The organism is Bacillus massilinigeriensis, assembly GCF_900117315.1.
Taxonomy (GTDB): domain Bacteria; phylum Bacillota; class Bacilli; order Bacillales; family Cytobacillaceae; genus Bacillus_BE; species Bacillus_BE massilionigeriensis.
In genome coordinates this window covers 4,063,025-4,086,546 of record NZ_LT630337.1, presented here as the reverse complement: position 1 = coordinate 4,086,546, position 23,522 = coordinate 4,063,025, and the positions used below count along the sequence as shown (strand labels likewise).

The window sequence follows — 23,522 nt, the reverse complement described above, 5'->3', positions numbered from 1 at the left end:
CTTTTTTCTCTCAATTTGCATAAATTGAAAATAATTGATCCTCTTTTGCTAATTGCTCTATTTTTTTTGAAAGCTCTAAAGCATCATTAAATAGCCGGAGAAAATCTGATTTAAAAAAGGGGCAAGTATAATTGAAGGAGCCGCTTGCTTCAGCTGGAAAAATTAAAACCCTCCAGTGGATCATCCTTTGATTCATTTCACTACCCTCTAGGGCAATTAACCAATGGGTACAAGATTTGAACATCTCAATAAATCTCTCTTCCTTTTGAATGGCCGACCAATCCCTTTGGTTAATCTGAATAGGGGCTTTCTGATAAAATTCTCGGAAATTCAATATTTCTGCCATGCCAATCTCTCCTTTTGTGTTAAAGGATATACTTCCTGAAAAAAAGTGGTGTTATAAAATAATATATGTACGGAAAATTGAAAAGATTATATTTTTGGAGAATTACAAATTATAAAAAGAGATGAAAGAATCCGTAGGTTGAAATGGCCAATAGAGTCTGAAAATTTGCTTAAAATTAGATATCAATTTACACTGTAGAAAAAGGAAAATTGGGTGAGTCACTTATGTCAAAAACAATTGTAGAAAAGCTAAATTTAAAAAAATATAAGCAAGCTGCCATATTAAATCAGCCAGAGCGTTCGGATTATTTCCCTGAGCTTGCTGATTATGATACGGAGCTTGCTAATAGTCTCTATGATCTTATTTTCGCTTTTGTTTTGGATATGGACGCTTTAAAAGCAATAGTAAATAAAGTTATTGAGGGAAATTACTTAAATAAGAAGGGCTATTTATTTTTAGCCTATCCAAAAAAGGACAATAAAGTATATCCTACCTTTATTCATCGGGATGATTTATTAAGTGGGTTAGGTGCTAATGAGGAAGGATATATAGGGACGAGTACGATTAAGTTTTCACGTATGGTTAGTTTAGATGAGGTCTTTACTGTTGTGGGATTAAAAGAAAATTCCTAATTCCTAGGGATAAGGGGGGAAGACTCCTTGGTCCCTTTTTTTATACTTATATTTGGTCAGGTCACCCTCTAGTTATGCTCATTGCTTGATCCTTTCGGAAGAGTTGTGCTGATAATTGGACCTGATTCCTTATCCTCATGGGAGAGAGACAATGATCTTATCCCATTCGTATTTTGGTTGAATTATCGGAGTAATAATGAAAGCGTTACATAAATATTCGATTGATTCACGAACAATACATGGTTGACATGAATAGAATATTCGTTTATTATTATCACCGGGTTATCAATAAGAAATATATAAGGAAATACATTCGTATATTCTCGGTGATATGGTCTGAGAGTTTCTACTAGGAACCGGAAATTCCTAACTACGAATGGGGGCTTTGTCTACCCATTTATAGTTAGGATTTTTTTTGGGTATGAATAGGAAGGGAGATCTTTCATAAATCTGAATGGTGTCTACCCTCAAAGTATAAAATATATCATTACAGCTATTGCTAATGACATCACGCTTTTCCTTAAAGGAGGATATATGGAACGTTTATTTAAACTACGTGAATTAGGAACAAATGTGAAAACGGAAATACTTGCAGGTTTAACAACCTTTTTAACAATGGCCTATGTCATTGTGGTTAATCCGGCGATACTATCAGCAGCAGGTGTGCCATTTGATCAGGTTTTTGTTGCAACCATTCTTTCTGCAATTCTTGGAACATTAATCATGGCATTATTCGCAAATTACCCTATTGCTATCGCTCCCGGTATGGGGATGAATGCATATTTTACAAGTGTTGTTGCAACTCAAGGGGTCAGCTATCAAGTGATTTTTGGAGCGGTTTTTTTAGCAGGTATTCTCTTTCTTTTATTAACCTTCACAAAGCTTCGTGAACTTATTATTGAGTCTATACCTAATTCATTAAAATATGGAATTACATCAGGAATTGGATTATTCATTGCTTTTATTGGCTTAAGAATGTCTGGAATTGTAGTCGCTAATGAAACGAACCTTGTTGCCGTTGGTGATTTTCGCGAGCCTGTAACGGTCTTATCGATTATTGGCATTTTTATTACTCTTATTCTCAACGCTCGTAAAATTAAAGGGTCATTATTTATTGGAATGCTTGTAACAGCAATCATTGGATATTTTATGGGGCTTCTCCACTTTGATGGGTTAGCTTCAGTTCCACCTTCAATTAAGTTCTTTGATTTGGATATTTCAGGTGTTTTTTCAAATTCTTTATATACTGTCGTTTTTGCCTTCTTATTAGTGACCATATTTGATACAACAGGAACAATCATTGGAGTTGCTGAGCAAGCAAGTCTTTTAAAAGATGGAAAGCTGCCAAGAGCAAAGGCTGCTCTTACTGCAGATGCGATAGCGACTACCGTTGGTGCTACGTTAGGCACTACACCGACAACAGCTTACATTGAATCCACATCAGGGGTTGCAGCAGGTGGTCGAACAGGTCTTACCTCAGTGGTAGTTGCCATTCTATTTTTGATTTCGTTATTTCTTTCACCATTAGTGTCGGCTATTTCTGGATTATCTGCTATTACTGCCCCAGCCCTAATCATCGTTGGTAGTTTTATGATGGAGGGGTTATCAAAGATTAAGTGGAAGGAATTTGACGAAGCATTTCCAACCTTTGCAGTCATTCTAACCATGCCTTTAACTGGAAGTATTGCAACAGGGATTGCCATAGGTTTTATTACGTACCCGATTATTAAATTTGTAAGTGGTAAGGGAAAGGAAGTACATCCGCTTATTTATATATTCGGTTTAATTTTCCTAATCCAATTGGCCTTTTTCCCAGGTCATTAAGTTATAGTGAAATGAAGTCATTTATGCTTTTGTTAAGCCATTATTGAATAAGAAAAATGAATGTAAGTAAAATTAAATAGTTTCCATGATGAAAACGAAAATGCGTTTTTATTGAAGGGATCAAAAGAGGAGACAGGTAAAGGATACCTGTCTCCTCTTTTTAGGATCTAGTGACAACAATTCCCACAAGAATGAAGCATGAATTTAGGAAAGAATATTTGTGATGATATTTATCTATTGAGGCTGCTTTTCATTAATCAACCTAAAGAGAAATTTTTATAATCACCATAAAAAGAGGTGAAAGGGATGGAAATCAATAAAACAAAAGGTTATTTTATGTTAGCGGTGCTATGGTTAGCCTATGTTACCTTCGCCATGAACTGGGTGGCGGGTTCCTCTTTAACCCCGCAAATAATGGAGACATTTTTTGGTGGACCTGTTGATCCTGTCATATCTCAATTAGTCAATTATTCCATTACAACGGCACGCGTATTTGCCAATATTTTAGCAGCGTTGATTATTATGAGATTAGGTCCAAAGAAAGCAGCAGGTACTGGAATTGGACTTCTTATCATGGGCTTAGTTGCCATATATATGCCTAATTATTGGGCCTATACAATTGCTCGAATGGTAATGGCCATTGGTGGATCTATGGTTATTGTTTATATGAACCCGGTTGTAGCTCACTATATATCAAATTCAAAGGAAAAGATGCGAATTAATGCCGCAAATACAGTCTCTTATAATGTGGGGGCATTCATCGTTGCTGTACTGTTCACGCTTTTTGCTAACCAAATGGTAGAAAATTGGCGGACCACCCTAACATTTTTTGCCTCACTCACATTAATATTATTTGTTGCATGGATATGGAAGGCAGAAGATTTTCGATCCAAAGAAAATGATAAGGGTACAGAAAACTATACCTATATGGATGCCTTAAAGGATGGATTTCTTTGGAGATATGGAATTGCATTTGCATCCTTTTTAACCCTTTATGTATTATCACTTGTCAGCTTTAAAACAGTGTTTGATCAATATACATTGTTAGATGGTTCTGTAACGAACTTACTCATTTCGGGATTCGCCATTCTTGGAACCTTTGCAGGGATATACATTGGAAACAAAGGGCTCCCGCGTAGACTATCCTTGATGATTGTTGGAATTATCATGGTTTTAACCTTTACCTTGACATTGATATTTGCCAATAGTAATCCTTTTCTATCCTACCTATTCATTTCTATATCAGGGTTTGCAATGTTTACACAATATCCAATATTTTTAAATCTCCCTCATGAATTGAAAGGGATGAATCCTCAAAGGTTAACTGTCATGTTCGGATTGTTTTGGGCATTAGCTTATGCGGGACAGACCATAGCCACCATTATTTGGAGCTATTTATTAGGGTCTGTTGGTTACGTGCCATCGATGGTATTCTTTATCGCCTTTTCATCTATTTATATTTTCTTAGTTGCTACTTTCCCAGAAACAAGCCCAACAATTGCGGCAAGGAGAAAGCTCGCCTAAGGTTAAGGAATTGCCTTTTATGCAAAGAAGGGCTTTTCCATATAGTACCTGTTGTACTTTATGGGAAAGCCCGGGAATTTTTATAATGCTTCTTTAATCACTTTTTTGTAATACATAACAGAAAGTATTCCAAAAATAGAGTAAAGAGCCGTATATAGTAGCATGACAATAATCATTGGGGTCCAAAGCTCAGTACCGAAAAAGAACCAGCCTGACTTGACGGCAAAGTAGCTGTGAAGTAGTCCGATGAATAAAGGAATCCCAAAGTTGAAAAGTTGTTTCGCTTGAATCCCTTTTAGCAAATCACTTTGTGTGAACCCTAGCTTTCTGAGAATGGTATAATTTGATTTTTCCTCTTCACTTTCATCCATTTGCTTAAAATAAAGAATACAACCGGATGTTACAAGAAAGGTTAAACCTAAAAATCCAACGATAAACATAACAAGACCAAAATTGTTCTTTTGAGCATTGGTTATCTCTAACTTGGACCTGTTAGGCGAATCTTCTCCTAAATTCAAGGTTTGAAAAATATCATTCGCTTTTTCAATTTTATCTTCATTTCGTATGTCGATTCCGATAAAGAGGGAGGATACCTTTTGAATCTCTTGGTCAATATCATTTTTCAGCCCCTCAAAAACAGTATCATCCACAACAACAATAGGCTGACCAAAATAGGATGAGATAATATATTCCCTTCTTAATTCAATAAAATTAAGCGATTGACTTTCCTTTTGTCCAATCAGTTTAACCTTCCCTGAATCCTTAAAGGACAGAAAGTTTTTTAATGCGTCATCAAAACCAGTTAGGATGATATCCTCCTTGGATAAGTTTAACCCTTTTACTACCTTTTCACTGACAACAGGGACGCTGGTTTTTTTGGGGTCAAAATTAATTGCATCTAAATTTGTTTCAATAATGGAGCGAACGTTAGCATGAACCTGAATAACATCTATCATCTTTTCTTTATACTTTATTTGATCGGCATCTAATTCCTTTTTAAACTTACTAGCATCCTGTTTATTAATAAACGAGAAATCCGCAGCGACCATATTTTTCGCTGACTTTTCAGCGGAATAGTAGGAAATATAACTCAATGTTAATAACCCGATAGCAAGGGCTGAAACAGTTGTAATAATAGTTAATAATAAGGCATTAGATTTCATTCGGAACATGATCGATGTAAGAGATAATACCTCATTGATATTTAAAAATCCATTTTTCCTTTTTCTAATTAGATAAAAGACAAAGCTGACAGAACCTTTATAGAAAAGATAGGTTCCGATGATTACAAGCGCAAGGATGGTAATCATTGCGGTAAACAGTTTGTTAATGGTTGGGAATTCCCCATCAAACAATTTTGATGAAAGATAATATCCGGCGATAATAAATAAGATACCTAATATCCCGATGAGAATTTCCATTAAGGATAGCTTTTTCGCCTTTGCTTCTGTTGATGACGTCACTCTAAAAAGAGCAAGAATACTTTGTCTCTTAATAAATAGGAAATTCATGAGCATGATTAAGAGATAGATGGCAGAAAAAACAATCATTGCTTGGATCAATGCTTGGGATGAGAAATGCAGGGTTGCCACAGCATTGACCTTCGTTACTTTAAATAAAATCATAATGATTAACCTTGAAAAGGCAAACCCGATAAAAATTCCAATAACTAGGGAGGCAAAATATAGAAAGAAATTTTCAGCAGATAGGATACCAAAGATTCTGTTCTTCGTCATTCCAATTAACTGAAATAGTCCAATCTCTTTACTTCGTCTCTTTATAAAAATAGTATTTGCATATAAAATGAAGATCGTTACAATGGCAACTAGTAAAATAGATGCCGCGCGAATGGATGCTGCCCCTTTAATTGTTCCCTTCGTTTGATCCATTGATGGGTCATATTGTAGGGTGACAAAGGAAAAATAAAGTGCGACGGTAAAGATAAGGGCAAAAACATATAAATAATAGTTTTTCAAATTTTTCTTCAAGTTACGAAGAATCAATTGATTAATGCTCATTTTGCACCCCACCTAATACACCCTGTGTTTTCATAATATCCTTAAAAAAGGATTGTCTAGTTTCCTCCCCTTTGATTAATTCGGTATAAATCTGACCGTCCTTAATGAATATCACTCTATTACTGAAACTAGCGGCAACAGGATCGTGGGTGACCATTAATATCGTTGCCTTTCGCTTTTGATTTAGATCACTTATTTTGTTTAGCAAATCAGAAGCGGATTTGGAATCCAGCGCACCCGTTGGTTCATCTGCAAAAATGATGCTAGGTTCATGGATAAAAGCGCGTGCTGCTGAGGTCCGTTGTTTTTGTCCTCCAGATATTTCATTTGGATATTTATCCTGTACATCCAAAATCCCAAGCTCTGTTGCTACAGCTTCGAATCGTTCGTTTGCTTCCTTCCTTGACACCTTTGCAACAGAAAGAGGCAATAGGATATTTTCCTTCACTGTCAACGTATCAAGCAAGTTATATTCCTGAAAGATAAACCCTAAGTGGTTTTTTCTGAATTCTGCCAACTGCTTTTCCTTCATCCCTGTAATTTCCTTGTCTTCAATTTTGATTGAACCACCTGTTACGGTATCGATGGAAGAAAGGACATTGAGGAGGGTCGTCTTTCCTGAGCCAGATGCCCCCATAATGCTAACGAATTCTCCTCTTTTTATAGAGATATCTAACCCTTTTAATACTTTTTCTTTATTAAATTTATTGCCATAGCTTTTATGAATTCTTTTTGCTTCTAAAATGTTCATCCTCATTCACTCCTTTACACCTTCATTATAGAAATCTGTAAACATCTTTTCCTTCGATTGAAATAACAAATAAGAAAAGCATGTGACAATCTTGTCACATGCCTGTTATATGTACAAAAACGTTTCTTTTCGGAAAGGTTAAAGTAAAGGTCGTTCCCTCTCCAGGTTTGGATAAAACGTCGATTTTAATCAGCAATGTATGAGCGATTTTATCAGTTAAATATAACCCCATACCAGTAGCTGCAGTATCCTGATGTTGGATGGTGGAGGTAAAGCCTTTTTCAAAAATCCTAGGTAGGTCTTTTGGGTCAATCCCTCGGCCGAAGTCCTTTAATAGCAGCTTTATTTGGTCATCTTGTTTAAAGCTTTCTATGATGATTGTAGAAGATGGGCTATATTTGACGGCGTTAGTAAGAAGCTGTCTTATCATAAATGCTAACCATTTTCCATCACTAAGCACGTGCGTTTCTTCTAGCTGTACGTCAAATCCAATCCCTTTTTGTATGCACCAGGATTGTAATGTCTTAATCTCCTTAAAAATGATGGTTTTAAGATCAAGCTTTTCTATATATAAATCCTTTTCAATAAAAGGTATTCGCTTTTGATGAAGCTGTTGATCGAGCAAGAGATGAATTCTCAGCCATTCATGAGTTAATTGCGATTTTATTTTTTCATCCTCTAGTCGTTCAATGATTAGGTTCATGGTTGTTAAGGGTGTCTTGATTTCATGAATCCAGGATAGGAGATCATCCTTTTCCTGTTCTAAGGCAATCAAATTTTGTGTAATCAATTGCTTTTGTTGCTCAGTTTGATGAATAAGGCATTCCTCAATCACCTTTTCAAAGGGGCTTTCTGCCTGGGTAATACTTGTGATATCAAGACTGTTATCCCACTCTTGTAAGCTTTGATAGAATTTCGTTTCCTTATGGTAGCGGATCGTTAAAAAATTGCTAAAAATAATACATGATAAAAAAAAGATATAGAAAACTGAGGAAAAAGGAATACTCGAATCTAGAAAAGAAACAAAAAGTATGAAGGATTGCAAAAAGAAAAACATGATAATCCAGCTTAGTTTTTCTAAAATAAATTGTTTAATCATAGAGGGTTCCCTCTTCTAAAGCAATGTAGCCTTGCCCAATCCTCGTTTCAATGTAGTGCCCTAGACCAAGTTCATCTAGCCTTTTTCGTAAACGATTAACATTGACAGTTAACGTGTTATCGCTAACAAACCGCTCATCATCCCATAAACTATTAATTAATTCCTCCCGGCTGACAATTTTGTTTTTTTGTTCTATTAGTTTTCTTAAAATAAAAATCTCATTTTTTGTTAATTCAATCGTACCTTGATCATTGGTGACTGTATTTTTTTCAAAGTCGATGGTGGCATCACACCATGTTTTCAGTTGGATAGGATCAGTATTATAGTTGTAAACACGGCGAAGAATAGCTTGTATTTTGGCAATAAGCACATCAAAATGAAATGGCTTTTGAATATAATCGTCGGCTCCCAGCTGCATGGACATCACAATATCTGTTGGATGGTCACGTGATGATAAAAAGATAATGGGAACATTTGAGTGTGAGCGAATCATTCGGCACCAGTGAAACCCGTCAAATTTAGGCAATTGGACATCAATAATCACCAAATCAGGCATTATTTCAGTATATTCCTGAAGGACTCTGCTAAAATCGCAGATTCCATATACATCGTAGGACCAACCAGTTAATCGATCCTTAACCTCCTGAAATAGGCTCGCATCATCTTCAATTAACAAGAGCTTGAACATTCCACTCACCCCACCATTTTATCATTCTATTTAAATTTTACAGGAAGGATTTTCTATATGCTATAAGATTATCAATTTACCTCAACTTTTTAACCTACTATTAGACCATTTTCTAGCATGGGATGAATCTACTAATTAATTTACATAGATTTTATGAAATTTGTCATTTTGAGGAGAATTATGTCAGAATGACCAACGAAAAACATTAACTTCTTTCAAATTCCTTTCGGGAAAGAACAAAAGGCGAATCAACCTTAACCTAGGGGGAAAAATTTGCTACTTTTTATCTATTTATCCAAAATTTACACCATGGTAGCATTGTTTTTAAAATAATCGCACTAAAGGGGGAATCATCTTGAAAAGGAAAAGACTATTATCTATTATTTCTGCAGCTGCTGTTGGGTTTTCGCTTGTCATCCCATTTGGTTCAAGTGGAACAAAGGTAGAAGCCACTACTGTATCTGACTGGAATGTGGAGAGGTATGGCGATCGTATCGATATTGATGGACAGTTGGACCAACTATCAAAAAATAGTTCCTTCTTGGAAAAAGCAGAAAGGAAAATAGAGGGCCAAGCGGAAAAAATAAATTTTAATGAAGCGGTAAATACCAATGATTCTACTAATAGTAGCGAGTTTACCTATAATGGTCCAACCAAATACTTTTTAAATCGGAATTTAGCATTTAAACCTTTTACTCTTCGCAGTGTCGGTGAAAATGTTGAGATTTGGGTGGCAGATGATCTTTCCTTTCCTGAAGGGGACCCTAGACCCGCACATGTTGTTACTCAGGGGCAAGTAGATAAACTAAGAGATGAATTTGATCAAAATATATATCCAAAGGCGACTGCCTTCTTTGGTACACCTGATTTTCATGATGGTTCAAAATCCCCACTGGCAGGGCAAAACGTTCCAGAAGGATATTATGAAGGTAGCGATAAGGTTATCATGCTCGTAGACAATATCCAAGATGAAAACTATGAGGATCCTAATTATCCGTTCTTTGTTGCGGGCTTCTACTGGCAAACGCTAGAGAACTATATTGATAGAAATATGATTACAATTGATACGAATAGCTGGGATACTCGTTTAGAGTCTACTTTCTTTGGAACAACGATCCATGAACTGCAACACCTTATTCACGCTGATAATGACGGTGCAGAAGAAACCTGGCTTAATGAAGGAATGTCTACCTTTTCAGAATATCTTGGGGGATACGGCCATGATGACCGATCCATCAACTTTTATCTAGATCACCCAGAAAACTCATTAGTAAATTGGGATGATCACTATTCAGCAACAACAGGACCAGAGACGATTGCGGATTACGGTCAAGTCTATTTATTTAATTTATATATGTATGACAAATTAGGAAAGGATTTTATCCATGATTTAGCTTTGAATCCCTCACAGGGGATTAATAGTGTGAATGAAGTATTAAAGGCTAGAGGCTCTAAGCTTGACTTTACAAAGCTCTATCAAAACTTTATTACTGCGGTAGCCATTGATAGTGATCGAGTGGGAAATGGCGTTTATCAATTTGATAGCATCAATCTACGCGACCTAACTGTTGATGATAATGGTACAAAGCGTGGAATGACAGTTAATTATGACAAGGCTTTAGAATTTGAAAAAGAAGGCGTACCTGCATGGGGAGGAGATTTTAAAGCTCTAGATTTCCAAGAAAAGATTAGGAGCATTTCCTTTGATGGTGTAGATTTCTTGCCAACTCCATGGAAATCAGTAGCAGACCCTAAAAATGCCTCCAATAAAGTTTTATGGGGTAATGAGGGTGATGAAGCTGATAATACCTTAGTATTGGATGCAGATCTGTCTTCAGTCAATCAGGCAACATTAAAATTCGATCATTTGATAGATATAGAAGAGCAATGGGATTTCGGGGTAGTTCAAGTATCGAAAGACGGAGGGAAGACTTGGAAGAGTCTTGAAAATGAACATACTCGAACAGATGTTGATCCAGATGGATATCCGAAAATTAAAGAAAATGTCCCTGGATTCACAGGCCATTACGAAAATTGGCAAAAGGAAACATTCGATTTAAGTGCATATGCCGGCCAAAAGGTATTAATTTCCTTCCGTTATTTAACTGATTGGGGCTACAATGATTCGGGATGGTTTATCGATAATATCGAGATTCCGGAAATCGGCTTTATTGACCATGGTGACTCTACAGAACAGTTTAAGTCCTTAAATGAAATATTCGGCCAATATGTGAATTATACAGTTACCTTTATTAATGAAAGGGAAATTGGCAATAAAAAAGGAAAGAAAACAGATTACAAAGTAATAACGGTAGATCCATTTAATGTGACGGAAAAGGATGCTTTAACCTTGAAACAGTTATTCCATGATGGTAAGAACTACATGATCACATCCTATGCAGCCCCTGCCGATGATAAAAAACCTGTTCAGTTTTCTTATGAGGTGAACCTGAAAAAGAATAAAAAGAAAAAATAAATGAAGGTGACAGGCACCATCCAAATTTTGGATGGTGCCTGTCACTTATTTTGGATCAACCTTTGTATTGAATACTTGTTTTCCGTCTTGATATTCTAAGACAGTGGCAGATTTAATAGGATTGTGATTCTTATCCACTGTAACCACTCCGGTTACAAGTTCTATATCTTTTGTTTTTGCTAATGCATCCTTAATTTTGGTTGAGTCGGTGCTGTCCGCACGTTTAATAGCATCTGCTAATAGATAGACAGTATCATAGCCAAGTGCATTAAATGCATTTGGAGAATTTCCCTCGTTACTTTCTTTAAATGCTTTAACAAACTCTTGAATCTTTTTATCAGGGTCCTCAGAAGAGTAATGATTTGTAATATAGGTGTTATTTAATGCATCTGTTCCAGCTAAATCTATTAACTTCGGTGAATCCCAACCGTCAGCCCCCATAAATGGTACTGTAAGTCCTAATTCACGTGCCTGTTTAATGATTAAACCTACTTCCTCATAGTAACCAGGAATGAAAACATACTCAGGCTTCTTTGATTTGATTAACGTTAAAGTAGAACGGAAGTCAGTATCCTTTGCCATATAGGCTTCTTCTGCAACAATCTGTCCACCAGCCGCTTCAAATGTTTCCTTAAAGGAAGCAGCAAGACCCTTTGCGTAATCACTAGCACTATCTGCAAAAATAGCAGCCTTTTTCACCTTTAATGTATTAGCTGCAAAATTAGCTGCAACTGTTCCTTGGAAAGGATCAATAAATGAAGTACGGAATACATATTCATTTAATTTTCCATTATCTCCAACGGTTACATTTGGTGCTGTTCCGGAAGGGGATAATAGAACGGTTTTATTATCATTGGCAATCTGTGCTTGTGCCACAGTATTCCCACTAGTTGCTGCACCAATAATCGCGGTAACCTTGTCTTGGCTAGTTAGTTTAATGGCGCCATTTGTAGCCTCAGCCGCTTCAGATTTATTATCAACCTTAATGATCTCAAGCTTTTTCCCTTTTACTCCTCCATTTTTGTTAATTTCATCAACGGCAAGGTTAATTCCCTGGTCAAGAGATTCTCCGTAAGATGCCACATTACCGGATAATTCTAGGTTTACGCCAATCTTAATTGTATCGCCTCCTCCAGAGCCTTCCTTTGCCCCTGAGCATCCAGCTAAAATACCAGTTAGTAACGTTGAAGCGACCAAAATCTTAGCAAGCTTTCTCTTCATGTAAAGATCTCCTTTTCTGATTTTTCTGACATTGATAGTTGTAGTTTTGTAGACAACCAAATAGGAAAATATAGTGAATGAATAAATATTATTTTAAAACAATAATAGTATTACGTCTAGTATAATTTTTATAAATTATGATATTTCTGAAATTTTAGTTTGTTATTTCATCGAATAAGGATATGTTCCCTTGTTAATAAAGATTAATAGGGTTATTACGGTGAAATTGTTCGTTCCTTTATTATTGGATACATAGAGGTGAAATTATTTTATAAATCACAAATTAATCATTGATAAATATTTTAAAATATTTATTGTCTGTTTTTTACATATAAGGTATTAAATTGTTGATCATATTTTTTTAATTTTCAATCAATTTAAGAGGGTTTCAAGAAGGTAAAAAGGGATATTTAGAGAATAATTCTAGTAATGGGAGGTTTTGCAAAGGGGGATAGAAATGAGAAATCTTTTAAAAACGAAAAATGCGCGTTCAGCCCTTGTTAAGGTGGAGCGTGTAGCAAAATCAATTGAACAAAAGATTAGGCAATTTGGTTCAATTGATGCATCTATTGATGGAATTCGCCAGGTGATGGATCATGAATTAGGGCATGATGAATACTTTGTTCTTGTGAATAAGGAAGGAAAGGGACTTGTTCATACGAATCGTTTGCGGGAGGGGACACTATTTCAAGATGAGGTTGGACTAAAATCAGCAAATACAAATCAACCTTTACTTCAACTATATTCTCGAAATACAGGTGAAGTTGTAATAGATGCCTCATGTCCAGCAATTAAAATGAAGGATGGTCAGCAATATAATCTAAGAATGGGAAGGATTGTCCATCGCCCTTTTCTTGTTCCATTTATCTTTGGACTTGGAATCCTTCCTTCCCTCGTATCCATTGTAATAGGATGGTTACTTGGCGGAGAAATCGGAAAATTTATAGGGGCCTATGTGATTGCTCTGCTAGTAGGAATTGGTGGAGCCGCTGTTTTGTATTTTCAAATTCGAAAAAGATTGCAGGAATGGTATCAAGTGACTCGTAGTATTTCAGCTGGAGATTTAACTGTTATGGCACCAAATGGTGGAAGAAGTCAATTTGCCCAAATGGGGTATGAACTGAATAAAATAATCATTGGAACTCGAGATATTTTACAGGAGTTAGAAGGTACGGTGGAAGTTGTCAAAACGATCATTGGCCACTTTCAAGGCCATGAAACGAAACAATTGGCTCAAACATTTATAGAAATGTCAGATATGATGAATAGGTTTCGTGAGAATACAGAAGAACAGTTAGCCTCAATGGAGGAATTCTACACAATGATTGGGCAGATGATGACTGAAGTGAATCAAATGCAGAAGAATACCGAAAATGCAAGTCACCTATCTAAAATGGTAACTGCTGCCTCTATGCAAGGCCAGAAGGCAATCGACGATTCAGAGAAAGAGATGAATCAAATTGAAGTGACAGTCGTAGATTCTGTAAATAAAATTATGCTGGTTTCTGAAGGGGTAAATGAAATCATGCATAAAGTATCTGCTATAACAAATATAGCCCGCCAAACAAATATGCTGGCATTGAATGCGTCTATAGAGGCAGCTCGCGCCGGAGAAGGAGGCAAGGGCTTTGCAGTTGTGGCAAATGAGGTTAGAGATTTGGCTGAAAGCACTTCTGCCTTTGCATCTGATATTTTTCAGGCATTGGAGATAATCCAGCAGGAAGCAAGGCAAGCGGGTGAAAAAGCTTCGACAAGTGTACAAGCAATTGATAGAGGAATTGAGGTAGGGAAACTAGCAGGTCGAGCAATTCACGAAATGAAGGAAGCAGCAGAAAAGGCACAGCAGCAAGTGGCTTTTAATTATGAACTGGCCAATCAGTTAACCGAAGACTTTGTTGAAATCGAGAGAATCATTGGAGGGTTAACCAACATGGCAGAACAAATAACAGAAACAATTTCTAAAGGTGCTGCTACCGTGGAGGAAAAGGCCATTGGGGTTCACCAAATGGCGGAAAACTCGGGTTATTTGTTGGAGAAGACCGAATCTTTGTATAGGATAGTAAAAAGATTTAAACTTAAATGATTAATATGAAAGCGCTTTATTTAATATAAACGGTTATTAATATGGGAGCTGTCCAAAAAAGGTGACTAACACCTTGCTTTTGGACGGCTTCTTTTTTGAAGTTTACCTAGCCCGGGTGATATCGGTGTAAGGTTAAGTCCTTATGTTAGGTATACGATTAGGTTAGTACTATAACCGCTTGGTTTCTTTCATAATGAAAAATCATGATAGGAACATAGACTTTTGTTTAGAGGGGAAATTTAGTATTATCAACTAATGGAAATCTAATTTCGAGGGGGAATACTGTTGAAAAAGACTGTTGAGCAGATGGACAAGCGTTTTAAGATTGCCCAAAGGGAAGCTCTTATTGGAGTAGTACTTGTCATCATAAATTTTGTTTGGTGGTACGGGTTTGCCTATGGACTTGGTTCAGAGAAAGTAGAGAATTATTCTTACATAATGGGTTTACCTGCATGGTTTTTTTATAGCTGTATTGTAGGATTTATCGTTATGGTTTTTCTTGTAATTATTTGTGTGAAATTCCTGTTTAAAGAGGTACCCTTTGACGATGAAAAGGAGGGTTCAAAATGAATTGGGCTGTTATTACACCATTATTAATATTCTTAATGGTTATTTTTGTAGTGGGAATTTGGTCAAATAAATATGTGATTCAATCCAATTCCTTTATAAAGGAATATTTTTTAGGTGAGCGACAACTGGGAGGATTTATCCTAGCCATGACGATGGTTGCTACCTATGGAAGTGCCAGCAGCTTTATTGGAGGACCTGGTGTTGCCTATACACAAGGATTAGGCTGGGTGTTACTTGCAATGGCCCAGCTAGCAACCGGATATTTTGTCCTAATGGTTTTAGGGAAAAAATTTGCGATTGTCGCTCGTCAATATGAGGCGATCACGTTAATTGATTTTTTAAAGGAGCGGTATAAAAGTAATGCGGTTGTCTTAATTTCAGCAGCAAGTATCATTATTTTTCTATTTTCATCCATGACCGCGCAGTGGATTGGTGGTGCTAGGCTTGTAGAATCCTTAACCGGTCTACCTTACGTGACTGCTTTATTGATTTTTGCAGCATCTGTTCTTGTCTTTGTCATTGTGGGTGGGTTTCGCGCTGTTGCTGTAACGGATGCAGTTATGGGTGTTGTGATGTTTTTAGGAACATTAATCCTGCTTATTGCCACGATTAAGGCAGGGGGAGGGATTCCAAATATTATCTCCAGTCTAGCTGCTGAAAATCCAAATTTAATTAGTCCATTTGGAGCTGCACATGATTTAACGCCAAAATATGTTTCGTCCTTTTGGATTTTAGTTGGTATAGGTGTTGTCGGCTTGCCGCAAATAACCGTACGAGCAATGAGCTATAAAAATTCAAGAGCAATGCATAGTGCCATCATCATCGGGACAATTGTCGTTGGCTTTATCATGTTGGGAATGCACCTAATAGGGGTTTTCGCAAGGCCCGTTCTACCAGGAATAAAAATTGGGGATACGGTTATGCCATTGTTATCCATGGAGGTATTGCCACCTTATGCTGCAGGGTTCGTTCTAGCTGCACCAATGGCCGCCATTATGTCAACGGTCAATGCCTTACTTATTCTAGTAAGCTCAGCTATTGTGAAGGATGTTTACATCAATTTTATAAAACCAAAGGCATCAGAAAGCCATCTAAAAAAAGTCAGCTTTAGTGTAACAACAATTATTGGGATTCTAGTAATTATCTTTTCATTAAGCCCACCGGATTTAATTATTTGGTTAAATTTATTCTCCTTTGGGGGATTAGAATCTGTTTTTATTTGGCCTATTATCCTTGGATTATATTGGAGCAAAGGAAATAAATATGGAGCGATTACTTCTATGTTAGTAGGGATGATTTCATATATATTATTTGATCGTTTTTATCCAAATGCCTTTGGAGTACATACCGTTGTTCTACCGATTGCCATTTCCTTTCTTGCGTTTGTCATAGTAAGCTACGCTTCACATCAAAAAGCAGTTTCAACCATAAGCTACAAGCATTAAAAGGTGGCTCGTCATAAAGAAATATTTGCTATAAAGAGAGGGGACTGTTTTCCTTTTCCTTTATAGCTTTTTTAATAGAAATGTTCAAAATTCATTTTGGGAAAAAAGATTTTATAATAAATTAATCTAATTGATTGAAGAATCTCCTACTTTTTGTGTTAGAGCATCTTTCATAATATATGGGATTGGTAATTATCCCTTAAAAAACCACCTAATAAGGTGGCTAACTAAGGGCGATTGCTTCTTTTAAATAAGGTTTCGAGTTCAGTGAGTGTTAAGTGATATGGAGATTCATCTTTTTGATGAAAAACACCTGCATCGAATAGTTTTTGAATATAATAATGCCTTAATTCCTCAATTGCCTTTCGTATATGTGACATAGAAAGCTACTCCTCTCGAACATCATAGTGGTTTTGTATGGTTCTTAATATGTCATAAGCCTGAGAACCTAATTTCATTTTTAATTCCTCAAAAAGTTCATCCCTCTTTATGTCCAATTCAATGATTTGCTGTGCTAATTTAAATTCTTTTGTAGGTACCATTTCCAATCTCCCTCCGAATTATGTTCATTTTTCACAATTTATTGCAGGAATTACTGGTTTAGTGAAACTCCTTCTGAACGTTTATAGATTACATGGAGTAATCATAGTTTAGAGTATTTAAATAATTAAGTCGCTTCCTGTGTTAGTAAATCTACCCAGATTCTTTTTGCACAAGAGTGAAGCCTATAATTGTTCCCAAAGTCCGCAAAATAGCGACACATTCATTACCAAAAATTCCCCTCAAATAGGGACGTTTTTTGTGTTGTAAAAATGCGAATGGGAAAAATTTTAATGGAATAAAAAATTTTTTTAAAGAATTTTTTCAGTATTTCATAAGCAATATTAGGAATCTTTATTTATATTTTCTGATTTTAGGTATTGTAATTTTTGTAGATTGCAAAAAATCACAATTATTACAGAAGGAGATATCACTATGTGTAGTAAAAAAGCTACAATGGATCATGTCTGATTGAAAGAAAAGTTAATGTTAACAGACTATATTTTGTTAGTTTTAGCTTGATTACAATGAAGATAAATGGACTTTTTATGAAATGGTGTTGCAAATTATCTACAGTTATTTAGGTGTAAAAAGCTTAAATTTGGTGGATTTGACGAAGGAATAAATATATTTTAGGATGTCATTTGTGAAGTAGTTCACAAATTAAATTGGAATATAAATTTGGTTGGAATAAATTTTTTTAAGAAATAATGTGAAGTGATTCACAAATAGGAGTGAAAAGAATGTCAAAAATAATTTCGGCTGCAAAAGCAGCAGAGTTAATTAAAGATGGAGATACAGTAGCTGCAAGTGGATTTGGATTATCTTGCTGGGCAGAAGAAATGGGAATCTCTATTGAAGAAAGATTCCTTCAAACGGGGCACCCCAGAAATCTAACGGTAATGCATGCAAGTGCAGTTGGAAATCGCCGTGATAAAGGGATGAGTCATTTAGGTTATGAAGGGCTTGTGAAACGTTGGATAGGTGGAATTGCTATCGCATCTCCAAAAATGGCAAATTTAATCGAAGAAGATAAATGTGAAGCTTATAACTTGCCTCAAGGTGTTATTACACAGCTATATCGTGAAATTGCTGCAAAGCGTCCAGGGGTTATAACAAAGGTCGGTATGGGTACCTTTGTTGATCCACGAGTTGAAGGTGGGAAAATGTCTCCATCTACAAAAGAGGATATTGTAAAAGTTATTCAAATTGAAGGGGAAGATTGGTTGTTATATAAGTCATTCCCAATAAATATCGGATTAATTCGTGGAACAGTTGCTGACGAAAATGGAAACTTAACCCTTGAAAGAGAAGGGCTTCATATGGAGGTACTCCCAATTGCCCAAGCTGTACGTAATTCTGGGGGTATTGTCATTGCTCAAGTGGAGTCAGTCGCTCAAGCTGGTTCATTGAACCCTAAGGATATTAAGGTTCCAGGAATTTTAGTTGATTATCTTGTTGTTTCTAAGCCGGAAAATCATTTTCAAACAGAAAACACTTATTATAACCCAGCCTTTTCTGGACATGTCAAAGTTCCATTAGGAAGTGTTGAACCACTTGGTTTGGATGAGCGAAAGGTGATTGCACGTCGTTCAGCGGCAGAACTAGTACCAAATACGGTCCTAAATCTTGGTGTTGGGATTCCAGTAAACGTTGCAACGGTTGCAGCTGAAGAAGGAGTAAGTGATCAACTTATCCTTACAACAGAAGCTGGTTCTATCGGTGGAGTACCTGCAGGATTAAAAGACTTTGGGCATGCCTATAATTCTGAAGCTATTGTTGATCATGATGCTCAATTTGATTTCTATGATGGCGGTGGTATTGACCTTTCAGTTCTAGGTTTAGCCCAAACAGATGCGTTTGGAAATGTAAATGTTAGTAAGTTTGGGACACGAGTAGCAGGTTGTGGGGGATTTATTAACATTTCTCAAGCTGCCAAAAAACTTGTGTTTGCTGGTACCTTTACGGCTGGTGGCCTAATGGTCAAAGTCGAAGATGGAAAATTGAATATCGTTCAAGAGGGAAAAGCTAAGAAATTCATAAAGAGAGTTCAACAGATTACATTTAGTGGTTCATATGCATCTGAAATTAATCAGCATGTTGTATATGTAACAGAACGAGCTGTATTTGAACTTCAAAATGGAAAACTTACTTTAACTGAAATTGCGCCAGGGGTAGATTTACAAACCCATATTCTTGACCAAATGGACTTTGAGCCGGCAATTTCACCAAACTTAAAAGTAATGGATTCAGGAATGTTCCAGGAAACCTGGGGAAATTTAAGTTCCATTATTGAAAAGAACAGAAATAAGTCTGTGCAAGTTTAATCTATATTAACTTGGGAGTTTATCCCCTCCAACAAAGGGTTAGACCCCTTTGTTGGTATTAAAATTATTGGATTTAGAAAGGAATTAAACCATGAATTTAAAGCTTAATCGATGGACAATCTTAGTTGCATCTACCGTAATTAATCTATGTGTAGGCGCAGTATATGCCTTTAGTATCTTTGCACTACCACTTACAAAAGTATTTCATGCTACAATGCCAGAAATTATGATGGCTTTTACAGTGAATGCTGCTATATCTCCAATACCAATGATCCTTGGTGGGAAACTAGTGGATAAGGGAGGAGCCAAAGCAGCAATTGTTTTAGGTGGTACCATGTTTGGTATTGGCTTCATTCTATCAGGATTAGCAACAGCACCTTGGATGCTATATATCACATATGGGGTAATCGCAGGAGTCGGACAAGGGATTGTATATTCCTCAACCATTGGAAATTCAGGTAAGCTTTTTCCGGACAAAAGAGGTTTGGCAGCAGGAATAGTAACAGCTGGTTATGGTGGAGGAACCATTGTTATTGCACCAATTGCCAATGCATTAATTTCTAGTAACGGCGTCCAATTTTCACTTATTTCCCTTGGTTTTGCTTTCTTAGTAATCATTTTGGGATGTAGTTTATTGGTTAAACCATGTCCAGAAGGGTTTATTCCAGAAGGATGGACCCCACCAGCCACTCCTGGTAATAAAGGTGGCATTAACATTCCTTGGAATGAAATGATTAAAAAACCTATTTTTTACGTAATTGCTTGTATGTTTTTGATTGGTGCATTATCAGGAATGATGGTTACATCTAATGCTTCTGTTATTGGACAAACGATGTTTGGTTTATCTGCAGCAACAGCTGCTCTATATGTTAGTTTATATTCATTAAGCAATTGCCTAGGACGTGTTTTCTGGGGTGCAGTATCTGATAAAATTGGCCGTACAAAATGTTTAATGGCTATATACCTAGTTATTGCTGCCATGATGTTAACCATCGCATTATCCACTTCTGTATTAGGATTTGCAGTAGCTATTGTAGGTATCGGATTATGCTTCGGCGGAACAATGGGGATCTTCCCATCAATCGTAGGTGAAAAATTCGGGATGAAATATTATGGTGTAAACTATGGAGTAACTTTTATTGGTTATTCTGGAGCAGCATTCTTTGGGCCAAGAATAGCAAATGGTGTCGCAGCAGCAAACAATGGAATGTTTACTAATGCCTTTTATATCGCTTTAGTTATATCTTTAGTCGGGTTTGCTTTAGCTATCTTGTATAAATCTATGGAAAGTAAACAACAAAGGGAGATTATGACATCTTCGAAAGCAGCTTAATTGATATTTATGAAATGAATTTGGATAAAAGTGATAATGAATAAAATTGTATAGTAATGGAGGAAGAGAATAATGAGTATTACAAAATTATTAGGTATTAAATATCCAATTTTTCAAGGAGCAATGGCTCAAATAGCGCTAGCACCTTTAGTAGGAGCGGTGGCTAATGCAGGTGGATTAGGTATTATTGGTTCAGGTGGGCTTACAGCAGACCGTCTTCGTGAAGAGATTAGAAAAACAAGAGAAATTACTGATAAACCATTCGCTGTCAATTTAATGTTAATGATGCATAATATCCCTGAACTTATTCAGGTGATTATTGAAGAAGGAGTTAAGATTGTAACAACGGGTGCAGGGACGCCAGCTCCTTATATGGAAACTTTTAAAAAGAACGGAATTATCGTAATCCCAGTTGTACCTTCAGTTAAAATTGCAAAGAAGATGGAAGCTTTAGGTGTTGATGCTATTGTTGCTGAAGGAACAGAAGCTGGAGGACATGTTGGTGAAACTACTACAATGGCATTATTACCACAAGTAGTTAGTGCCGTATCAATCCCAGTTATTGGTGCAGGTGGAATTGCAGATGGAAGAGGAATTGCTGCTGCATTTGCATTAGGAGCACAAGGAGTTCAGGTTGGGACACGTTTCTTGACAACAATTGAATGTCCAACTCACGATAACTTTAAACAAGCAGTCGTTAGTGCAGATGATACTAGTACTATTGTAACCGGTAGAAGTATTGGTGGACCTGTAAGAAGTATCAAAAACCGTATGGTGACAGAATTTCTTAATCTTGAAAGACAAAATGCATCACGTGATGAGTTAGAAAAGTTATCTCTAGGATCTTTACGTAAGGCCGTTCAAGAAGGGGATACAGAAGAAGGCTCTGTAATGGCTGGACAGATTTGTGGTATGTGTAACGAAATTACGACAGTAGAAGAAATGATTACTAGTATGTTTAATGAGGCTCAAGAAGTTATAAATAACCTAGGAAACATAAGAGTGATCGCTTAATAATTAATAGCTTGATAGCCAAACCGATACCTTAAAAGGGGCGGTTTGGCTGTTTTTGTGTTCAATTATAAAGACTAAATACTATATATTAACATAGTAATAAACATGTTTTCCTCCTATAATTAAAGGTATAATAAAGTTCATTTTACGAAGGATTTGGAGAAATCTATGAAAAAAGATGATGCCCAGAATTATAAAGATTATCTAATAAATGAAAATATTAATGACTTACCTTCTACTCTATTTGTCACGGATGGGAAAGGAAATATATTAATATCAAATGAATTTACTGCTTTAACTCTTGGTATGTCGTTAGAAGAACTATTGAAATTTAATGTGCAGGATTTAGTGAAAGCAGGTTATTACAATCGATCCATAACGATGGAGGCAATCAACAGTAAGAAAAGAGTTAGCCAAACGGTAAAGACGATTAATGGATTTAATGTATTATCTACCGCTATTCCAATTTTAAATAAAGATGATACTGTACAACTGGTTGTAACAACTTCTAACGATTATAAGGAAAAGCTACCATATGATCATATTAATCAAAAACTACTTATTCAAGTGGAACAACAGAAGGACGACTGGCCATTGGGGAAAGAGATGGATATTGTTGCAGAGAGCTTAGCAATGAAGTCAATCGTACAGGTTTGCAATCAGATCGCATCCTATGACAGTAAAGTTCTTTTATATGGTGAATCCGGAACAGGGAAAGAAGTCATTGCAAAATATTTACATCGGAAAAGTGACCGAGGGAATGGTCCAATGGTATCCATCAATTGTGCCACCATCCCACCTTCATTATTTGAACAGGAGTTATTTGGTTATGAAAAGGGAGCTTATTTGAATGCAACAGAGGAGAAAATGGGTATGTTTGAGATGGCAAATGGAGGAACGTTATTTTTAGATGAAATTTCTGAAATGCCTCTAGACATGCAAGCAAAATTATTACGTGTTTTGGAAAGCAATGAGTTGAGAAGAGTGGGGGGAACTAAAAATATCTCGCTTAATTGTCGAATCATAACTGCAACAAATCGGGATTTGTGGAAGATGATTAAAAAAGGCATGTTTCGTGAGGATTTATATTATCGTATAAATGTTATTCCTATTCATATTCCGCCTCTACGTACAAGGAAATTAGATATAGTAGGATTAGTATCGAGCTTCATAGCAGAATTCAATAAAAAATATAATAAAGACTTTGTTCTACGTGCCGAGGAGTTCCAACAAATTCTTGCTCATAATTGGCCAGGGAATGCCAGGGAACTTAAAAATTATATCGAACGCTTGGTTGTAACAGGGCAGGTAGGTATCAATAAACAGACAGAAGAAAATGTACTGGATGGTTTTACGCTAGATTATTTTATTGAAAGTAATCAAGAAAGGCTTAGTTTACTGAAGGATTTTACAGCAGTTGTCGAGGGAAGATATATTGAAAAGGTGCTTAGTTTATGTGAGGGGAATGCAACCCAGGCAGCGAATAAGCTAGGTATTCATCGTTCAGTAATTTATCGGAAGCTGAAGAAGATGGAAGAGGTATTAGAGACGAAGTAAGCACTATATGCATGCTATATGTTTTTTTCATCAAAAGTGAAAAGGGAGATCCACTGGATTTCCCTTTTCATATA

At 36.3% G+C, this 23,522-nt stretch carries 19 protein-coding genes and 1 riboswitch; of the genes, 11 read left to right on the top strand and 8 right to left on the bottom strand.

The genetic code is table 11. The features are described 5' to 3' along the window. Positions 1–10: 10 nt before the first annotated feature. Positions 11–346, bottom strand: coding sequence for a hypothetical protein (locus BQ6100_RS20125; protein ID WP_075983305.1), 336 nt, complete (start codon positions 344–346; stop codon positions 11–13). Positions 347–570: 224 nt separating this feature from the next. On the opposite strand from BQ6100_RS20125, the gene BQ6100_RS20120 reads away from it, so the two are divergent. The 3 genes from BQ6100_RS20120 to BQ6100_RS20110 all read left to right on the top strand — a co-directional run bounded on the left by BQ6100_RS20120 (position 571) and on the right by BQ6100_RS20110 (position 4,326). After that, entirely contained in the window at positions 571–978 is a 408-nt protein-coding gene (locus tag BQ6100_RS20120; protein ID WP_175578197.1) for a hypothetical protein, read from the top strand. A gap of 293 nt (positions 979–1,271) precedes the next feature. Continuing rightward, a riboswitch (purine riboswitch) is annotated at positions 1,272–1,371 on the top strand. Between the two features lie 141 nt (positions 1,372–1,512). After that, positions 1,513–2,802 carry an NCS2 family permease gene (locus BQ6100_RS20115; protein WP_075983304.1) on the top strand — a complete coding sequence of 430 codons (1,290 nt, stop codon included), beginning with the start codon at positions 1,513–1,515 and terminating at the stop codon, positions 2,800–2,802. Positions 2,803–3,138: 336 nt separating this feature from the next. Further along, positions 3,139–4,326 (top strand): MFS transporter, encoded by a 1,188-nt coding sequence (locus tag BQ6100_RS20110; protein WP_159433187.1) that lies wholly within the window; start codon positions 3,139–3,141, stop codon positions 4,324–4,326. Between the two features lie 80 nt (positions 4,327–4,406). Here BQ6100_RS20110 and BQ6100_RS20105 read toward each other — a convergent pair whose 3' ends face one another. The 4 genes from BQ6100_RS20105 to BQ6100_RS20090 form a co-directional block, all read right to left on the bottom strand. Beyond that, a complete protein-coding gene (locus BQ6100_RS20105; protein WP_075983302.1) occupies positions 4,407–6,344 on the bottom strand; it encodes an FtsX-like permease family protein in 1,938 nt (645 codons plus the stop codon). Continuing rightward, on the bottom strand, positions 6,334–7,095 hold the full coding sequence (locus BQ6100_RS20100; protein ID WP_075983301.1) for an ABC transporter ATP-binding protein: 762 nt from the start codon (positions 7,093–7,095) through the stop codon (positions 6,334–6,336). Before BQ6100_RS20100 ends, BQ6100_RS20105 begins: the two co-directional genes overlap by 11 nt. A gap of 94 nt (positions 7,096–7,189) precedes the next feature. Continuing rightward, positions 7,190–8,194, bottom strand: a complete 1,005-nt coding sequence (locus BQ6100_RS20095) for a sensor histidine kinase (RefSeq protein WP_075983300.1) — start codon at positions 8,192–8,194, stop codon at positions 7,190–7,192. Then, complete coding sequence (locus BQ6100_RS20090) at positions 8,187–8,882, bottom strand: response regulator transcription factor (protein WP_075983299.1); 696 nt, start codon at positions 8,880–8,882, stop codon at positions 8,187–8,189. The genes BQ6100_RS20095 and BQ6100_RS20090 overlap by 8 nt, the downstream gene beginning before the upstream one ends. A gap of 355 nt (positions 8,883–9,237) precedes the next feature. Between BQ6100_RS20090 and BQ6100_RS20085 the strand changes: the two genes are divergently transcribed. Next, positions 9,238–11,358: a choice-of-anchor J domain-containing protein gene (locus BQ6100_RS20085; RefSeq protein ID WP_075983298.1), complete on the top strand. Its 2,121-nt coding sequence runs from the start codon at positions 9,238–9,240 to the stop codon at positions 11,356–11,358. A gap of 45 nt (positions 11,359–11,403) precedes the next feature. On the opposite strand, the gene BQ6100_RS20080 is transcribed toward BQ6100_RS20085, so the two are convergent. Next, positions 11,404–12,579: an ABC transporter substrate-binding protein gene (locus BQ6100_RS20080; protein WP_075983297.1), complete on the bottom strand. Its 1,176-nt coding sequence runs from the start codon at positions 12,577–12,579 to the stop codon at positions 11,404–11,406. Between the two features lie 457 nt (positions 12,580–13,036). On the opposite strand from BQ6100_RS20080, the gene BQ6100_RS20075 reads away from it, so the two are divergent. From BQ6100_RS20075 to panF, 3 genes are all read left to right on the top strand, one after another. Then, positions 13,037–14,662: a methyl-accepting chemotaxis protein gene (locus BQ6100_RS20075; RefSeq protein WP_075983296.1), complete on the top strand. Its 1,626-nt coding sequence runs from the start codon at positions 13,037–13,039 to the stop codon at positions 14,660–14,662. Between the two features lie 285 nt (positions 14,663–14,947). Then, the gene (locus tag BQ6100_RS20070) at positions 14,948–15,232 is read left to right on the top strand and encodes a YhdT family protein (RefSeq protein WP_075983295.1); all 285 of its coding nucleotides are present in this window, start codon (positions 14,948–14,950) and stop codon (positions 15,230–15,232) included. Beyond that, entirely contained in the window at positions 15,229–16,677 is a 1,449-nt protein-coding gene (gene panF / locus BQ6100_RS20065) for a sodium/pantothenate symporter (protein WP_075983294.1), read from the top strand. The genes BQ6100_RS20070 and panF overlap by 4 nt, the downstream gene beginning before the upstream one ends. Before the next feature lie 227 nt (positions 16,678–16,904). On the opposite strand, the gene BQ6100_RS20060 is transcribed toward panF, so the two are convergent. Both BQ6100_RS20060 and BQ6100_RS21525 read right to left on the bottom strand, forming a co-directional pair. Beyond that, a complete protein-coding gene (locus tag BQ6100_RS20060; protein ID WP_075983293.1) occupies positions 16,905–17,057 on the bottom strand; it encodes a Fur-regulated basic protein FbpA in 153 nt (50 codons plus the stop codon). 6 nt (positions 17,058–17,063) lie between these two features. After that, positions 17,064–17,219 carry a hypothetical protein gene (locus BQ6100_RS21525; protein WP_173719872.1) on the bottom strand — a complete coding sequence of 52 codons (156 nt, stop codon included), beginning with the start codon at positions 17,217–17,219 and terminating at the stop codon, positions 17,064–17,066. 741 nt (positions 17,220–17,960) lie between these two features. Here BQ6100_RS21525 and BQ6100_RS20055 point away from each other — a divergent pair. The 4 genes from BQ6100_RS20055 (at position 17,961) to BQ6100_RS20040 (ending at position 23,448) form a co-directional block, all read left to right on the top strand. Then, the gene (locus tag BQ6100_RS20055; RefSeq protein WP_075983292.1) at positions 17,961–19,544 is read left to right on the top strand and encodes an acyl CoA:acetate/3-ketoacid CoA transferase; all 1,584 of its coding nucleotides are present in this window, start codon (positions 17,961–17,963) and stop codon (positions 19,542–19,544) included. Between the two features lie 91 nt (positions 19,545–19,635). Next, positions 19,636–20,877, top strand: a complete 1,242-nt coding sequence (locus tag BQ6100_RS20050; RefSeq protein ID WP_075983291.1) for an L-lactate MFS transporter — start codon at positions 19,636–19,638, stop codon at positions 20,875–20,877. A 72-nt stretch (positions 20,878–20,949) separates the two neighbouring features. Further along, positions 20,950–21,891, top strand: coding sequence for a DUF561 domain-containing protein (locus BQ6100_RS20045; RefSeq protein ID WP_075983290.1), 942 nt, complete (start codon positions 20,950–20,952; stop codon positions 21,889–21,891). Positions 21,892–22,059: 168 nt separating this feature from the next. Next, positions 22,060–23,448: a sigma-54 interaction domain-containing protein gene (locus tag BQ6100_RS20040; RefSeq protein ID WP_075983289.1), complete on the top strand. Its 1,389-nt coding sequence runs from the start codon at positions 22,060–22,062 to the stop codon at positions 23,446–23,448. Positions 23,449–23,522 lie beyond the last annotated feature (74 nt).

Coding starts and splice junctions, on each gene's coding strand:
- BQ6100_RS20125 (WP_075983305.1), bottom strand. CDS start 346: ATGGCAGAAATATTGAATTTCCGAGAATTTTATCAGAAAGCCCCTATT.
- BQ6100_RS20120 (WP_175578197.1), top strand. CDS start 571: ATGTCAAAAACAATTGTAGAAAAGCTAAATTTAAAAAAATATAAGCAA.
- BQ6100_RS20115 (WP_075983304.1), top strand. CDS start 1,513: ATGGAACGTTTATTTAAACTACGTGAATTAGGAACAAATGTGAAAACG.
- BQ6100_RS20110 (WP_159433187.1), top strand. CDS start 3,139: ATGTTAGCGGTGCTATGGTTAGCCTATGTTACCTTCGCCATGAACTGG.
- BQ6100_RS20105 (WP_075983302.1), bottom strand. CDS start 6,344: ATGAGCATTAATCAATTGATTCTTCGTAACTTGAAGAAAAATTTGAAA.
- BQ6100_RS20100 (WP_075983301.1), bottom strand. CDS start 7,095: ATGAACATTTTAGAAGCAAAAAGAATTCATAAAAGCTATGGCAATAAA.
- BQ6100_RS20095 (WP_075983300.1), bottom strand. CDS start 8,194: ATGATTAAACAATTTATTTTAGAAAAACTAAGCTGGATTATCATGTTT.
- BQ6100_RS20090 (WP_075983299.1), bottom strand. CDS start 8,882: ATGTTCAAGCTCTTGTTAATTGAAGATGATGCGAGCCTATTTCAGGAG.
- BQ6100_RS20080 (WP_075983297.1), bottom strand. CDS start 12,579: ATGAAGAGAAAGCTTGCTAAGATTTTGGTCGCTTCAACGTTACTAACT.
- BQ6100_RS20075 (WP_075983296.1), top strand. CDS start 13,037: ATGAGAAATCTTTTAAAAACGAAAAATGCGCGTTCAGCCCTTGTTAAG.
- panF (WP_075983294.1), top strand. CDS start 15,229: ATGAATTGGGCTGTTATTACACCATTATTAATATTCTTAATGGTTATT.
- BQ6100_RS20060 (WP_075983293.1), bottom strand. CDS start 17,057: ATGTCACATATACGAAAGGCAATTGAGGAATTAAGGCATTATTATATT.
- BQ6100_RS21525 (WP_173719872.1), bottom strand. CDS start 17,219: ATGGTACCTACAAAAGAATTTAAATTAGCACAGCAAATCATTGAATTG.
- BQ6100_RS20055 (WP_075983292.1), top strand. CDS start 17,961: ATGTCAAAAATAATTTCGGCTGCAAAAGCAGCAGAGTTAATTAAAGAT.
- BQ6100_RS20050 (WP_075983291.1), top strand. CDS start 19,636: ATGAATTTAAAGCTTAATCGATGGACAATCTTAGTTGCATCTACCGTA.
- BQ6100_RS20045 (WP_075983290.1), top strand. CDS start 20,950: ATGAGTATTACAAAATTATTAGGTATTAAATATCCAATTTTTCAAGGA.
- BQ6100_RS20040 (WP_075983289.1), top strand. CDS start 22,060: ATGAAAAAAGATGATGCCCAGAATTATAAAGATTATCTAATAAATGAA.